Here is a 13615-nt window from a genome sequence, read left to right on the forward strand (position 1 = left end):
TGGAGCGCCGGCCGGGCCCACCAAGGAGGCCCATGCCATGGCAGCCGCGAATACCGCAGTCGAAGAATTGATCCGCCGTTTCGGGCTCGAACCGCACCCCGAAGGCGGCTACTACAGCGAAACCTATCGAGCCGACAAGCTTGTGCGGCGCGACGGCGCAGCCGTCGCAGAGGGCACGCGCGCAGCCTCGACGGCCATCTACTTCCTGCTGGCGGAAGGCGCCTATTCGGCATGGCACCGCATCCGCTCCGACGAGCTCTGGCACTTCTACGCGGGCTCGCCCCTCGAGATTCATTCGATCGACGAACGTGGCGTGCTCTCGACGCGCAAGCTGGGCCACGCGCTCGACCATCCTGGCACCGTGTTCCAGGCGGTCGTGCCGGCCGGACACTGGTTCGCGGCGCGCTGCTGCGATCCTTCGACCTACGCGCTCGTGGGCTGCACGGTGGCGCCTGGGTTCGAGTTCAGCGAGTTCGAGATCGCCGATGCGAACGCGCTCGCCGAAAAATACCCGCTGCATCGATCGATCATCGAATTGTTCGGCAAACCGGCGTCCGTTGCGGCTGCAGCCGCGAAGAAAGATTAGGGGCGCGGCGTCGAGGAGCGCGGATTCGCATGATGCCCAGCTTCGGCCGCCGCAATGCCGCCCCTCCCACTTCGCCGTTCGCAGCGCTCGAGGCGCTCCAGCGCAACCTCAGGCGTGAACGGCGCGTCTTCGCACTGCTGACCGGCCTGCTGATCTTTGCGGCGCTGTGCATGGCCGCTGCCGCGCTCGGCGACATCGGGTTCAGCGCGCTGCGCGCGCAGGCGCTGGAGGCGAACACGCTCAGTGCGAAGGCCAACGCGCGGCTCGACCGGCTGTACACGCTGCTCGGCAGTGCGGGCGTCGTCCTCGTGCTCGAGACCGCCTCGACATCGACGGCACAGTTGAACGCCGAGCCAACCTCACGCTGCGCGACGACCTTCGAAGGCATGGACGGGTCGACAGATCTGAGGGCAGTGTGCGAGCACATGGCGGGGGTGCTCGACATCGTCTCGTCCGATGTTCCCATCATGTTGCTACGCGCCGACGGCAGCGCGGCCTATAGCCGAGGTATGGCGCCCAAGGGATCGCAATTGCGGCCGGCCGAAGCCGCGCGCACGCTGGCCGATGCCGCGCTCCTGCAGATCACGACGCACGGCCTGGATCCGGTCGCGGCAGCCAGAGGTATCAAGGTCGCCTGGTTCCGCCCACCCGAAGCGCTGGGCTTCCCGCCCGATCTCGTGCTCGGTGCGTTGCCGGTGCTCAGGAACGGCACGCTCTACGCGTTCACGATCACCAGCGTCGATCTCGACTCGCTCCTCCTCTCCCCCAGCACCAGCGTCCCGTCGATCCCCCCCACGCTGTTCGGCGCTGACGGCATCATGCTTGCCGGCCCGCTGCCCCCCGCTGGCGCGCAGTATCTCGACCGACTCCTTGCGAACCTTGCCCCCGGCAACTTCCACGTACTGCCCCGCTTCGGCGTCGCGCTGCGCGAAGCGCCGCTCGTGCATGGCTTTGGGCACTTCATGGTGGCGCTGTCGTGGGGCGAGCTCTTCGCGATCACGCGCACACCCGTCATCATCGTCCTGATCCTGACGGCCGCCCTCATTGCCATGCTCACCGTGCTGTCGCGCTACTGGAATCGCCGGATGCTGACGCGTATCTACGACGAAGCCACTCGCGCGCTCGAAGGGGAGTTGCTCAATCATCTGCTCGTGCACGCCACGCCGGTAGGCCTGTGCATCGTCAGGCGCAGCAACTTCGAGATCGTCGTGGCGAACCAGATCGTGCGCAATGTTCTCGGCATCGACGAGCACGCCACGCATTTACCGAGCGCGTTGTGCGTCGAGTTCGAGAAGCACGGGCCGTGGCCTGCCCCAGCGAAACACGAGGACGAGACCACGGTGTATGAGTTGCCGTACTCGCTGGAGCGGCCCGGCAAGGAAGCGCTCCATCTCGCCATCACCTATGCGCCGGCCACGATGAACCACGAAGCCGTCCTGTTCTGCGCGATCGCCGACATGTCGGAGCGTTACGAAGCGGAGCGCCTGCTGCGTGAAGCCAAGCGCATGAGCGACGAAGCTGCACGCGCCAAGGTGAGCTTCTTCGCGGCGATGAGCCACGAGATCCGCACGCCGCTCGCTTCGCTCGTCGGCAATATCGAACTCGTCGCGCGCGGGCCGCTCGCGCCGGAACAGGGCGCGCGCGTGCAGGCCATGCAAAACTCCTCGGCCGAACTGCTGCAGATCGTGAGCGACGTACTCGATTTTTCGAAAATCGACGTGGGTCAGATGAAGCTGGTCGAAGAACCTGGCTCGATTGCGGCACTCCTTGTCCGCATCGCGCTCGCCCATGCGCCGCTCGCCGTGCGTCAGCACCTGCCGTTCTATCTCGTGATGGATCGAGCCATTCCGGCGCAGGTTCGCTTCGACGCCGTGCGCGTCGCGCAGATCGCCAACAACCTGCTCAGCAATGCCTTCAAGTTCACCCGCTCCGGGAAGATCGTCCTGCGCGCGCGCTGGAGCGAAGGTGCGCTGGAGATCAGCGTGAGTGACTCCGGCGACGGCATTGCCGAAGACCTCAAGCCACACCTGTTCCAGCCCTTCACGCAAGGCGACGCTCATCGGTTCACACAAGCGCGCGGCACCGGCCTCGGGCTTTCGATCTGCGCCCGGCTCGCCCAGTTGATGCACGGCCGCGTCGAACTCGACAGCACGCTCGGCGTGGGGACGCGCGTGGCCGTCACGCTGCCGCTGCGCCCCGAGGGCGAGGCCACGGCTGGCAATGAATGGACGCTGCCCGATGCGCATCCCGCCATCCTGTGCCGCGCGCCGGAGAACCGCGAGTGGCTGGCCAACCTGTTCGACAGCCGCAGCAGCACGCCGACCTTCCTGAGCCTCGACGCGCCGCTGCATGACGGCACGTTCGACTACCTGCTCGTGACCGACGAGTTCGCCGGCGACGACATCGCTTCGCTCTGGCCCGACAACGAGAAAATCGTATGGCTGCGCCAGGACGGGCCACTCGTCCCGCTCGAACTCGACGGCGGCGCAGTCGTGGTGAGCCTGTACAGTCTCGCGGGCATACGCGCCGCGACGCAGAAGCGGGTTCGCAGCCGTGGGCCGGCCGTCAATGCACAGCAACCCGCGGCGGACCAGAGCGCGACTGATGAGAGTTTCGCATCGCTAACTGTGCTGATCGCCGAGGACAACCGGCTCAATCGCGCCCTGCTGCGCGACCAGTTGCGCATACTCGGCGCCACCGTCATCGAGGCGAAGGACGGCGAGGAGGCGCTGGCGCGACTCGACGAGCGGCCAATGGACCTCGTTCTCACGGATCTGAACATGCCGGCCATGAACGGCTACGCGCTGCTGGACGCCGCGCGCGCCAAGTGCCCTCATCTGCCGATTTACGCGGTAAGTTCGGACGCGCTGCCGGAGCAGATCGCACAAGGGCGCGCGTTGGGCTTTACCGACTACCTCACCAAACCGGTCCCGCTCGCGGAACTCGCCCGCGTGCTGGCCGCGGTGTCGGCGCAGATCAGTGCTGCGCCAAGCGAACGCGCAACCGCGTCAAACGTGACACTCACAGAGGACTTCGCATCAGATCCACAACCCGGGCTGCCCCGCTTCCCGCCGCTGCCGCCCGCGCTCGCCGATATTGTCATCGCACAGGTGGAACACGATATCGCCGATTACGCGCAGATCGCCTCGCAGCGCGACTACGCGCGGATGAGCGAGTGGGCGCACCGCGTGTCCGGCGGACTGGCGGTGCTGGGTCCTTCGATGATCAATGAAGCCTGCCTCGAGTTGCGCGCGACGATGCGCGAAGCGGGCCAGTGGACTAGCGAAGTCGGCGAGCTGGCGGCCGCCGTGGCGGCGGAACTCGAAGCGCTGCGCTCGCATTCGGGTTAGCCGCGCGGGCGTCGTCAACGTGACGCCCGCGGGAAAAGGCAGTGACGGTAAGGGCGAAACCCGTTCAGGAACGTCTACCTGCCATGGAGCAAACCCGTCTCAACGATACGCGTTGATCCGGTCGCGCGTTTCTCTCGCGGCCGTTGCAGCCGCCTGCGCGTAGTCCTCGCCCTTGCTCGCGTAGATGATCGCGCGCGACGAGTTGATGAGCATGCCCGCACCGTTCGCCGTGCGGCCCGCCTTCACGGTGGCCTCGACGTCGCCGCCCTGCGCCCCGATGCCGGGAATCAGCAGCGGCATGTCGCCCACGATGCCGCGCACGGTTTCGATTTCCTTCGGGAACGTCGCGCCCACCACGAGGCCGAGTTCGCCGCTTGCGTTCCATTGGTTCGCAGCAAGGTCCGCCACCACCTGATATAGCGGCTTGCCGCCGGTTTCGAGGAACTGCAGGTCCGAGCCGCCGGGGTTCGACGTACGGCACAGCACGATCACGCCCTTGCCCTTATGCGCGAGCCACGGCTCGATCGAATCGAAGCCCATATACGGATTGACCGTGACGGCGTCGGCCTTGAAACGCTCGAAGGCTTCGCGCGCGTACTGCTCGGCGGTGCTGCCGATGTCGCCGCGCTTGGCGTCGAGGATCACGGGCAGGCCCGGGTGCTTCTCGTGGATGTGCGCGATCAGCGCTTCGAGTTGGTCTTCGGCGCGGTGCGCGGCGAAGTAGGCGATCTGCGGCTTGAACGAGCACGCGTACGCCGCGGTGGCGTCGACGATCTCGCGGCAAAACTCGAAGATCGCGTCGCTGCGGCCGGCCAGCGCGGCGGGAAACTTCGTGGGCTCAGGGTCGAGGCCCACGCACAACAGCGAGCCGGTGCGCTGCCAGGCGGCGCCGAGGGTCTGGATGAAGGAAGTCATGGTGGTTGCTCGCGGCGAGCCAATAAGGGAAAACGGCGCGTATTTTACCCGCCCCGGAAGATGAGGCCGCGTCGCGGCTCCCGAATCGGCCTGCGCCCGGCGCTTCCGCGAGATGAATCGCCGGGAGAACTGAGCGCGCGTGGCCGACGCGCGCTACGCCCAGCTCACGACCGCCTTACGTCCGTGCGCGCGCGCCCTTGCCGCCTCTCGCGCCCGTGCGGCCGCGCGCGCCGGCCCGGTGCGGGCTGGCTGGCGCGCGCATGTCCATGCGCTCCACGGTGAAGGAAAAGCGCCGCACGAGCCGCTCGCCATGCGCGAGCACGGTCATGCCGTTCGCATCGCCGCCGCCGCGCAGGTTCACCGCGTTGATCGGATGATCGACGGGTTCGAAGCAGAAGAAGTCTGCGCCGGGAGGCGTGTAGAGCACGTAGTAGTCGGTGTTCGCGCAAATCGAAAGCGAGAGCCTGCGACGCTCCCACACTACCGCCGCGCGCCCGCTCCAGCCGCTGAACGCGTGATTGACGAGTTGCGCAGGCAGCGGATAGGCCACGCCGAACTGCCAGGCGGGCGGCGCGGGCACGTGGCGCACCGGCAGCCAGTCCTGGCCCGAGAGCCACAGGCCGCTCGCGGGCGCCGAAAGCTCGGTGCTCGTGTCGCGCGCAAGAAACGGATGCACGCCAAGGCCGAACGGCAGCGCCTCGCGGCCCGTATTCTCCACTTCCAGCGTCATCGCGAGCGTCGCGCCGTCGAGCGCATAGGTGAGCGCTGCACGGTACGAATACGGTTCGCCGTCGCTGCGATCGAGCACGAGGCGCACGTTCTCGCGATCGGCGCTTTCGATGCTCCAGGGCGCGAGCCAGCCGTCGCCGTGAATCGGCAGCGGTTCGCTTGCGCGATTGCGCGGCACTTCGATATCGCGGCCGCCAAAGTGAAAACGCCCTGCGCCGATGCGGTTCGAGTACGGCAGCAGCGGGTAGCACGCAAGTTCGTTCGGGTCCATGCGCGCGCTCACGCGCTCGCACCGGCGAAACACGGGCTCGAACGCGCCTTCGCTGCGCCAGTCGAAACGCGTGATTCCGCCGCCCAGTTGGGGCGCGACGTCGAGCCTCAGATACGCGTTCGCGAGCGTCACGCACGCCACATCGCTCGAACCCGCCGCGCCGATCGCGACCGCCGAAGTGCTCGGCCCCGGCAATACCGGATGCGTGGCAGCTTCGAGCCGCGCGCGGCGTGCGGCGGCTGCTGGTGACACAACCGGTGACACAACCGGTGACACAGACGGAGCGGATGTAGCGGTGGGCGGCACGCTCGCAGCAGCGGCGCCTGCAGAAACGGTGGAACGGGTAGGTCGACGCACAGCGGAATTCGCGACGCTCATAAGATGCTCCTCGAGAGGCATGTTTGATTGCCGCCGCAAAAGGCGGCTCACCGGTGGCCTGTCGACACCGCGCTTGCGCACGGGCCTGTGGCCGCTTCTTGTGTTCGCCCTTCTAGTGGTACTGGCAAAGCCAACTGCACACTATCGATCGACTGCATCTGTTGCCGAACTGCAACGACTGTCCGTCTCTTCATGCCGCCTGCCGCCAGCGGCGACTTGCACGGTTCGCGCGCGCATATCGTCTGATGAAAATCCACGCGCGCCCTTGTGCAAGCGCCTGATACACCGGACTCAAGCGCGCCTGCGCCCCTGAAACCGCGGTTCTTCAAGGCCCTGGCGGCCTATTCGAACCGAAAACACGCCGCCTGCATGCGGCTCGCGCGCGAGGGCCTCCTCCTCCATTTCCTCGCGCGCGCTCGTGACATAAAGCGTGTCCAGAAGCGCACCGCCGAGCGTAACGCAGCTTGGCTGCGCTGTGGGAATCTTTACGCGCTCGGTTTCGACGCCGTCGGCGCCATAACGCACCACGCGCTCGCCGCCCCACTGCGCGTTCCAGAGGCCGCCTTCCGCGTCGACGGTCGAGCCGTCCGGCACGCCGGTGTCGTCGGTGAGCGTGACGAAGGTACGCTCGTTTGCAATCATTCCGTCGGCGCCGTAGTCGCACGCGCGAATCTCGCGCGTGAGCGTATCGGTGTAGTACATCGTCGATCCGTCCGGGCTGAACGCGATGCTGTTCGAGATCGCGGGTGCGGGCAGCGGCAGACGTTCGAGCGTGAGATCGTGGTTCAGACGATAGAAACCGCCGATGGCTTGCCTCGGCGTTCCCTCATACTTCGTGCCGAACACGAAGCGGCCCTGGCGGTCGCAGCGTCCGTCGTTCAGGCGCGTCGGCACGCCGGGTTCGACTTCGACGATGGTTTCGATCGCGCCCGTCTCCAGGTCGAAGAACGCCAGTTGCGAGGCGAGGCCGAGGAGCAGCGTGCGCTCGTCTTCGCACAGCGCGAAGCATGCGAGGCGCTCGGGCATCTCCCACGTGACGTGTTTGGCGCCGGACGCATTGGCGTCGTAGCATTGCAGGCGTTTGCCCGAAATATCGACCCAATAGAGCCGGCCGCTGCGCGCGCACCACGTCGCGCCTTCGCCCAGCTCGCATTTCGCGTGGACGAGCAGTTCCGCCACCACGTCGTCCGCGCTCATGCCCAGCCTCCGTCAACGACGATGTCCTGCGACGTGATCATGCGGCTGTCGTCGGCGGCGAGGAAGAGCGCCATGCGCGCGAGGTCTGCGGGCAGCAGCTCCGCGTCGATGCACTGGCCGCGCTTGATGGACTCGCGGCCTTCGTCGGTGAGCCACAGGCGGCGCTGCTTCTCAGTCATCACCCAGCCCGGCACGAGCGAATTGACGCGGATGCCGTACGGGCCGAGGTCTCTCGCGAGACCGCGCGTGAGACCCTGCACCGCCGACTTGCTCATCGTGTAGACCGGCATTTCCGACTGCTTGAGCATCCAGCTGATCGAGCCCAGATTGATGATCGAGCCCGCGCGTGCGGCCTTCATGTCCTCCGCCACGGCCTGCGCGGCGAACAGCTGATGCCGCAGGTTCACGGCCACGCCAGCGTCGAACGACTCGGGCGTGACTTCGGCCAGCGTATGGCGTTTGTCGTTGGCCGCGTTGTTCACGAGCACTTCGATTGGTCCGAGCGCCGCCTTCACATCGGTGATGGCGGCGCGCAGCGCCGAAATATCGGTGAGATCGACATTGGCGAAGAGCGGCTTGTGGCGCGAATCGCCGAGTTCGTCGGCGAGCGCCTGGCCTGCGCTCGCGTCGATGTCGAAGAACGCCACGCGCGCGCCCTGCGCGGCGAAGTGCTCGACGAACGACGCGCCGATGCCGGTCGCGCCCCCCGTGATTAGCACCACCCGGTCGGTCAGGCTCGGATAGCGCGCGTAGTTTTCGTGCGCGTGGCGCGTGAGCGCGTTAGCGGGCGAATTTGCGTTGAGCGACATCGTTTTGGTTTCCTTATGAAACTGTCAGCAAACTCAATCGCGTGCGCCGCGGTTCTTGAGCTGGTCGAGCAGCACCGCCGCGAGCAGGATCGCGCCGCGCACGAGGTACTGGTAGAACGCGTCGATGTTGAGCAGGTTCATGACGTTCTCGACCGTGCCCATGATCAGCACGCCGATCACCACACCCGAGATCGTCGCGCGGCCGCCCAGCAGCGAGACGCCGCCCAGCACGCACGCTGAGATCACGTTCAGCTCGAAGCCTTCGGCCGCATTCGGCTGGCCCGACGTGATACGCGAGGCGAGAATCACGCCCGCGAGCGCCGTGACCGCGCCCTGGATCAGGAAAATCCATACACGCGTGCGCTCGACCTTGATACCGGCGAGACGCGACGCTTCCGGATTGCCGCCGATGGCGAGCGTATTGCGCCCGTACACCGTCTGGTTGAGCATTACCCCGAACACGATGAAACAGATGAGCGTGACCCAGATCGGCAGTTGCACGCCGAAAAGCGAGGCCGTGCCCATGGCGATGAACGTGTCCGACGACACACCCACGGCCTGGCCGTGCGAGACGATGAAGCCGAGGCCGCGCACGATTTCCATCGTGGCGAGCGTGGTGATCAGCGCGTTGATGCGCAGATACGCGATCACCGCGCCGTTCACGAAGCCGATCGTGGCACCCGCCGCAACGGCCGCGACGATAGCGAGGAACGTGTTGTTCGTCGCGTTGAGCACCATCGCACAGAGCACGCCCGCGAATGCGACGATCGAGCCCACGGAAAGGTCGAAGTCGCGCGAGGCGAGACAGAACATCATCGTGCAGGCCACCATGCCGATCTGCGAGACCGACAGTGCGAGGCCGAGCATGTTCTCGATCGAGAAGAAGTGATCGACGGTCAGCGACATCACGATGAACATGATCGCGAAGATCACGATCAGGCTGTACTCGGTGATCTGCTGCCACCACTTCTGCTTGTCGGTGGGACTCGGAATCAGTGCGTCGGCGACGCTCTTGGCGGCGCTGTTGGCAGACTCCGCCGCCAGGTTTTCTCTTGCTTGCATTTCAGTCACTCCTCCCCGTCCACTCATGCGGCCCTGGCCTGCGTGCGCTTGGGCAGCGCGAGGTCAAGCACCGCGTGTTCGCTCGCCGCGCTGCGCGGCAACTCGCCCGATATACGGCCTTCGCGCATCACCACGATGCGATCCGACACGCCGAGCACTTCCGGCAACTCCGACGACACCATCACGATCGCGCAGCCGCGCGCGGCGAGCTGATAGATCACGTTGTAGATTTCATGCTTCGCGCCGACGTCGATGCCGCGCGTCGGTTCGTCGAGAATCACGACCTTCAGGTCGGGCTCGGCGAGCCAGCGCGAAAGAATCGCTTTCTGCTGGTTGCCACCCGAGAGAAAGCGGATTTTCTGGCGGCGGCTCGGCGTCTTGATCTTCAGCAGCTTGATGAAGCGGTCCGCCGTTTCCGCTTCTTTCTTGCGGTCGAGGAACATGCCCGCACGCAGAAAGTGCCGACGGCAACTGATGTTGATGTTCTCCGAAACCGTCGCCATCGCAACGATGCCCTGCTCCTTGCGGTCTTCCGGGCACAGCACGATGCCGTGGCGAATCGCGTCGCTTGCGCTCTTTACGCGAATGGTCTTGCCGTCCAGCTCGATCTCGCCCGCGCGCCGCTTGTGCGTACCGTAGATGAGCTGCATCAGCTCGCTGCGCCCCGCGCCCACGAGCCCGAAGAAACCGACGATCTCGCCTGCCTTCACCTCGAAGCTCGCCGCCTCGTTGAGCGGATGCCCTTCCACGCCGCGCACGGCGAAGCGCACGCCGCCGTGCTCGCGCGGCGAATAGTTGTAGATGTCGCTGATTTCGCGGCCCACCATTTCGGCCACGAGCGTTTCGCGCTTCACCTCTTCGAGCTTCTCGTGCGAGGCGACCTTGCGGCCGTCGCGGAAGATCGTGCAGGCATTGCACAGCTCGTAGATCTCGTCCATGCGGTGCGAGATGTAGATGAGCGCGCGATTGTCGGCGCGCAGCTCGCGCACGAGCTTGAACAGCACCTCGGTCTCGCGGTGCGAGAGCGAACTGGTCGGCTCGTCGAGCGCGATCACGCGCGCGTTGCGCAGCAGCGCCTTGCAGATTTCCACCATCTGGCGCTGCGCGATGGAGAGCTTGCGCAGTTTCGCGGCCGGATCGAGATCCACGCCCATCGCAGCAAGACGTTCGCGCACGAACTTGCGCGCCTCGCCGCGCTTCACCCAGCCGAGCGCATTGGGCAACGCGCCGAGCAGCAAGTTTTCCGCGACGGTCAGGTCAGGCACGTACTGCAGTTCCTGGTGAATCACCGCGATGCCCGCGCCAATCGAGGCCGCCGCATCGGAGAAGTGCACGTCGTTGCCGTCCATCAGGATGCGGCCGGAATCGGGCTGATACTCGCCGCCGAGAATCTTGAGGAGCGTGGACTTGCCCGCCCCGTTCTCGCCCATGAGGCCATGCACTTCGCCTGCGTTCACCTCGAACGACACGCCGTCGAGCGCACGCACGCCTGGGAACACCTTGCCGATATTGTCAAAACGCAGTGTCGCTGACACTTCGGTTTCCTCTCATTCGATACGCCGCGGGCGCGGCCTTCGCCCTTCATACCCGTCGGCCTTGCCGGCCGCCCCGCAGCGGGAAACACCCTGAACCACTTCTATCCAGCGCTTACTTCGAAGCGAGACCCATCTGCTGACGCACGCTCTCCACGTTGTCGCGCGTGGCCAGCATGCCGGTCGTCAGCGTGAGCAGCGGCGGCTCCTTGCCTTGCGTGATCCACGTGTACATCAGGTCCGACGTTTCCTCGCCGTGGCGCTTCGGGCTGATGATGACGGTACCGTAGAAGCCAGTCGGCTGCGGCTTCTTGAACTCGTTGAGCGCCGAGTCCGAGCCGCCGATGCCGATGCCGATCATGTTGTCGGCCTTGAAGCCACGGCCTTCCGCCGCGCGCACCGTGCCGAGCACGGCTTCGTCGTTCAGGCCGTAGGCCACCCAGTGCTTGTACCGCGGGTTCTTCGTGAGCGCGATGTTGGCGGCGTTGAAGGCGTTTTCCGTGTCCGTCTTGGCCTGCGGCGCGGCAATGATGTTCGCCTTCGGGAAGCCCGCGGCCACGAGCGCGTCGGTCGCGCCGCTCGTACGGTCATGCGCCGTCGGCAGCTGCTCGTAGGTCACGTCGATGGCGCCGACGTCCTTCATGTCCCAGCCGCGCTTCTTGATTTCGGCGGCGATGCCGTCACCCACCTGCTTGCCGATGTTGTACGCCGAGATGCCCATGTGCGGCACCGACTCGATCGGCTTGCCCGCGCCATCCACGAGGCGGTCGTCCACCGTCATCATCTTGAGGTTGTCGGCCTTGGCTTTGGCAACGATGCCCGGTCCGAGCTTCACGTCAGGCGTGCAGATGATGAAGCCCTGTGCCTTTTGTGCGGCCAGGTTGTCGATCGCGCTCATCACCTTCTCACCCGAGGGCGCGCCGATCTTTACCAGCGTGAAGCCCTTTTCCTTCGCGGCCGTTTCCGCGAACTTCCATTCGTCCTGGAACCACGGCTCTTCGGGCTGCTTCACGAGGAAGCCGATCTTCACCTGGTCGGCGGCCTGCGCGACGGGCGCTTGCGCGAACATGGCAGTGGCGGCTGCAGCCACCAGCGTCAGAAAGATGCGTCGTTGCATGTTGCTAGTCTCCTGTCTTCTTCAGTCACGGGAAGGGTATCGGCCGCCTCTTCTTTTACCCGCCGATGCGCGCGGCCAGCGCTCCGGCGGATTCCTGCGTATTCGTTCTAACCTCGCGTTCCTTCGTGCTGCGAATTACTTTTTCAACGCCCTCATTCGTGATGGAGCGCCGTGCGGCCGCCATCTATCGTGATACAGCTCGCGTTGATGAACGGCGCTTCGTCCGAGCCGAGGAATACCGCCGTCATCGCGACTTCCTCCGGGCGGCCAATGCGCTTCATCGGCGGCAACTCGAGCGTGGCCTTGCGCGCCGCTTCCGGATCGGGCTGCGCGTTCCACCAGTCGTGCGTGAGCTGCGTTTCGATGTAACCCGGCGCGATCGCGTTCACGCGCACGTTCTTCGGCGCGTACTCGATGCCGAGCGCACGCGTGAGCCCGATTACGCCGTGCTTCGCCACCGGGTACGGGAAGCAGCCCGGAATGATCTGGAATGCGTGCGTCGAAGCGATGTTGATGATGCTGCCCGCGCGGCGCTCCACCATGCCCGGCAGCACCACGCGGCAGCCGTTCCACACGCCGTCCAGATCGACGGCGAAGCAGCGGCGCCAGTCGTCGTCGGTCATCGTCAGCGGGTCGGCGAACACGTTGATGCCGGCATTGTTCACGAGCACGTCGACCGGGCCGAAGGCGCGTTGCGCTTCTTCCACGGCGGCGCGCAGCGAGGCGGGCTGCGTCACGTCGGTTTGGACGGCGAGCGTTCGCGCGCCTTCGCATGCGTTCGCAATCTCGCGCGCCGTCGCAACGGCCGTCGCGCCGTCCAGTTCCGCGAGCACGACGGCGGCGCCCTCGGCCGCGAACGCGCGCGCGATCGCCGCGCCGATGCCGCGTCCGGCGCCGGTTACGAGCGCGACCTTGCCCGCGAGGCGATTCACTTCTGCGCTCCTTGCACAGCTTTCCAGCCTTCGATGAAGGCCAGCGCGTTCGCGCGCGTGGCCGCCGCGTCCTGACCGGGCTTGTAGAGCGCGGAGCCGAGGCCGAAGCCGCTCGCGCCCGCGGCCAGCTGCGGGCCCATGTTGTCCGGCTTCACGCCGCCCACGGGCAGCAGGGGCACGATCGGCGGAATCACGGCGCGCCATGCCTTCGTGACGGCGGGCCCGAGCTGCTCGGCGGGGAACATCTTGAGCGCGTCGGCGCCGTGCTTGAGCGCCGCGAAGGCTTCGGTCGGCGTGGCGACGCCGGGCACGCACGCGAGGCCCTGGAGCTTGGCGGCGAGGATCACGTCGGTGTCGGCGTGCGGCATCACGATCAGTTTGCCGCCCGCTTCGCGCACGTCGCGCACGCGCTCAGTGGTGAGTACGGTGCCCGCGCCGATCATCGCGTCGTCGGGCAGCGCCTGGCGCAATGCCGCGATGCTGTCGAGCGGCTGCGGCGAATTGAGCGGCACTTCGATCATCCGGAAGCCCGCGTCGTAGAGCGCGCGGCCATGCTCGGCGGCCTCGGCGGGCTTGATGCCGCGCACGATCGCGACCATGCCGCACGCGCCGAACGCGGCGACGAAGCCGGCGTGTGGCGTGTACGGGGCGGGCAGGTTCAGTTCGGGTTCCATGTCGGCTTCCTGTTGCTTGGCTTCGTGTCTGGTTCGGTTCAGCGGGTTTGCAGCGGGTTCGCA

The 13615-nt window shown here is 66.3% G+C and carries 11 protein-coding genes; 2 read left to right on the forward strand and 9 right to left on the reverse strand.

What is annotated here, in order from left to right; translation table 11 throughout:
• Positions 1-37 precede the first annotated feature (37 nt).
• Both M3A49_RS19240 and M3A49_RS19245 read left to right on the forward strand, forming a co-directional pair.
• The gene (locus M3A49_RS19240) at positions 38-586 is read left to right on the forward strand and encodes a cupin domain-containing protein (protein WP_254352474.1); all 549 of its coding nucleotides are present in this window, start codon (positions 38-40) and stop codon (positions 584-586) included.
• A gap of 29 nt (positions 587-615) precedes the next feature.
• Positions 616-3936 (forward strand): ATP-binding protein, encoded by a 3321-nt coding sequence (locus M3A49_RS19245; RefSeq protein WP_266230234.1) that lies wholly within the window; start codon positions 616-618, stop codon positions 3934-3936.
• Between the two features lie 99 nt (positions 3937-4035).
• On the opposite strand, the gene pyrF is transcribed toward M3A49_RS19245, so the two are convergent.
• From pyrF to M3A49_RS19290, 9 genes are all read right to left on the reverse strand, one after another.
• Positions 4036-4851, reverse strand: a complete 816-nt coding sequence (gene pyrF / locus M3A49_RS19250; RefSeq protein WP_254352476.1) for an orotidine-5'-phosphate decarboxylase — start codon at positions 4849-4851, stop codon at positions 4036-4038.
• A 175-nt stretch (positions 4852-5026) separates the two neighbouring features.
• Positions 5027-6103, reverse strand: a complete 1077-nt coding sequence (locus tag M3A49_RS19255; RefSeq protein WP_051481161.1) for an aldose 1-epimerase — start codon at positions 6101-6103, stop codon at positions 5027-5029.
• A 417-nt stretch (positions 6104-6520) separates the two neighbouring features.
• Positions 6521-7426, reverse strand: coding sequence for an SMP-30/gluconolactonase/LRE family protein (locus M3A49_RS19260; protein ID WP_254352478.1), 906 nt, complete (start codon positions 7424-7426; stop codon positions 6521-6523).
• Entirely contained in the window at positions 7423-8235 is an 813-nt protein-coding gene (locus tag M3A49_RS19265) for an SDR family NAD(P)-dependent oxidoreductase (RefSeq protein ID WP_266230236.1), read from the reverse strand. Before M3A49_RS19265 ends, M3A49_RS19260 begins: the two co-directional genes overlap by 4 nt.
• A gap of 33 nt (positions 8236-8268) precedes the next feature.
• Positions 8269-9297, reverse strand: a complete 1029-nt coding sequence (gene araH / locus M3A49_RS19270; RefSeq protein ID WP_254352480.1) for an L-arabinose ABC transporter permease AraH — start codon at positions 9295-9297, stop codon at positions 8269-8271.
• Between the two features lie 23 nt (positions 9298-9320).
• Positions 9321-10832, reverse strand: a complete 1512-nt coding sequence (gene araG, locus M3A49_RS19275) for an L-arabinose ABC transporter ATP-binding protein AraG (RefSeq protein WP_254352481.1) — start codon at positions 10830-10832, stop codon at positions 9321-9323.
• 112 nt (positions 10833-10944) lie between these two features.
• Entirely contained in the window at positions 10945-11946 is a 1002-nt protein-coding gene (locus tag M3A49_RS19280) for an arabinose ABC transporter substrate-binding protein (protein ID WP_266230239.1), read from the reverse strand.
• A 152-nt stretch (positions 11947-12098) separates the two neighbouring features.
• On the reverse strand, positions 12099-12878 hold the full coding sequence (locus M3A49_RS19285; RefSeq protein WP_266230241.1) for an SDR family oxidoreductase: 780 nt from the start codon (positions 12876-12878) through the stop codon (positions 12099-12101).
• Positions 12875-13552 (reverse strand): 2-dehydro-3-deoxy-6-phosphogalactonate aldolase, encoded by a 678-nt coding sequence (locus M3A49_RS19290; protein WP_266230243.1) that lies wholly within the window; start codon positions 13550-13552, stop codon positions 12875-12877. Before M3A49_RS19290 ends, M3A49_RS19285 begins: the two co-directional genes overlap by 4 nt.
• Positions 13553-13615 lie beyond the last annotated feature (63 nt).

The organism is Paraburkholderia sp. CNPSo 3076 (genome assembly GCF_026343935.1).
In the GTDB taxonomy this organism is placed as follows: Bacteria; Pseudomonadota; Gammaproteobacteria; order Burkholderiales; family Burkholderiaceae; genus Paraburkholderia; species Paraburkholderia nodosa.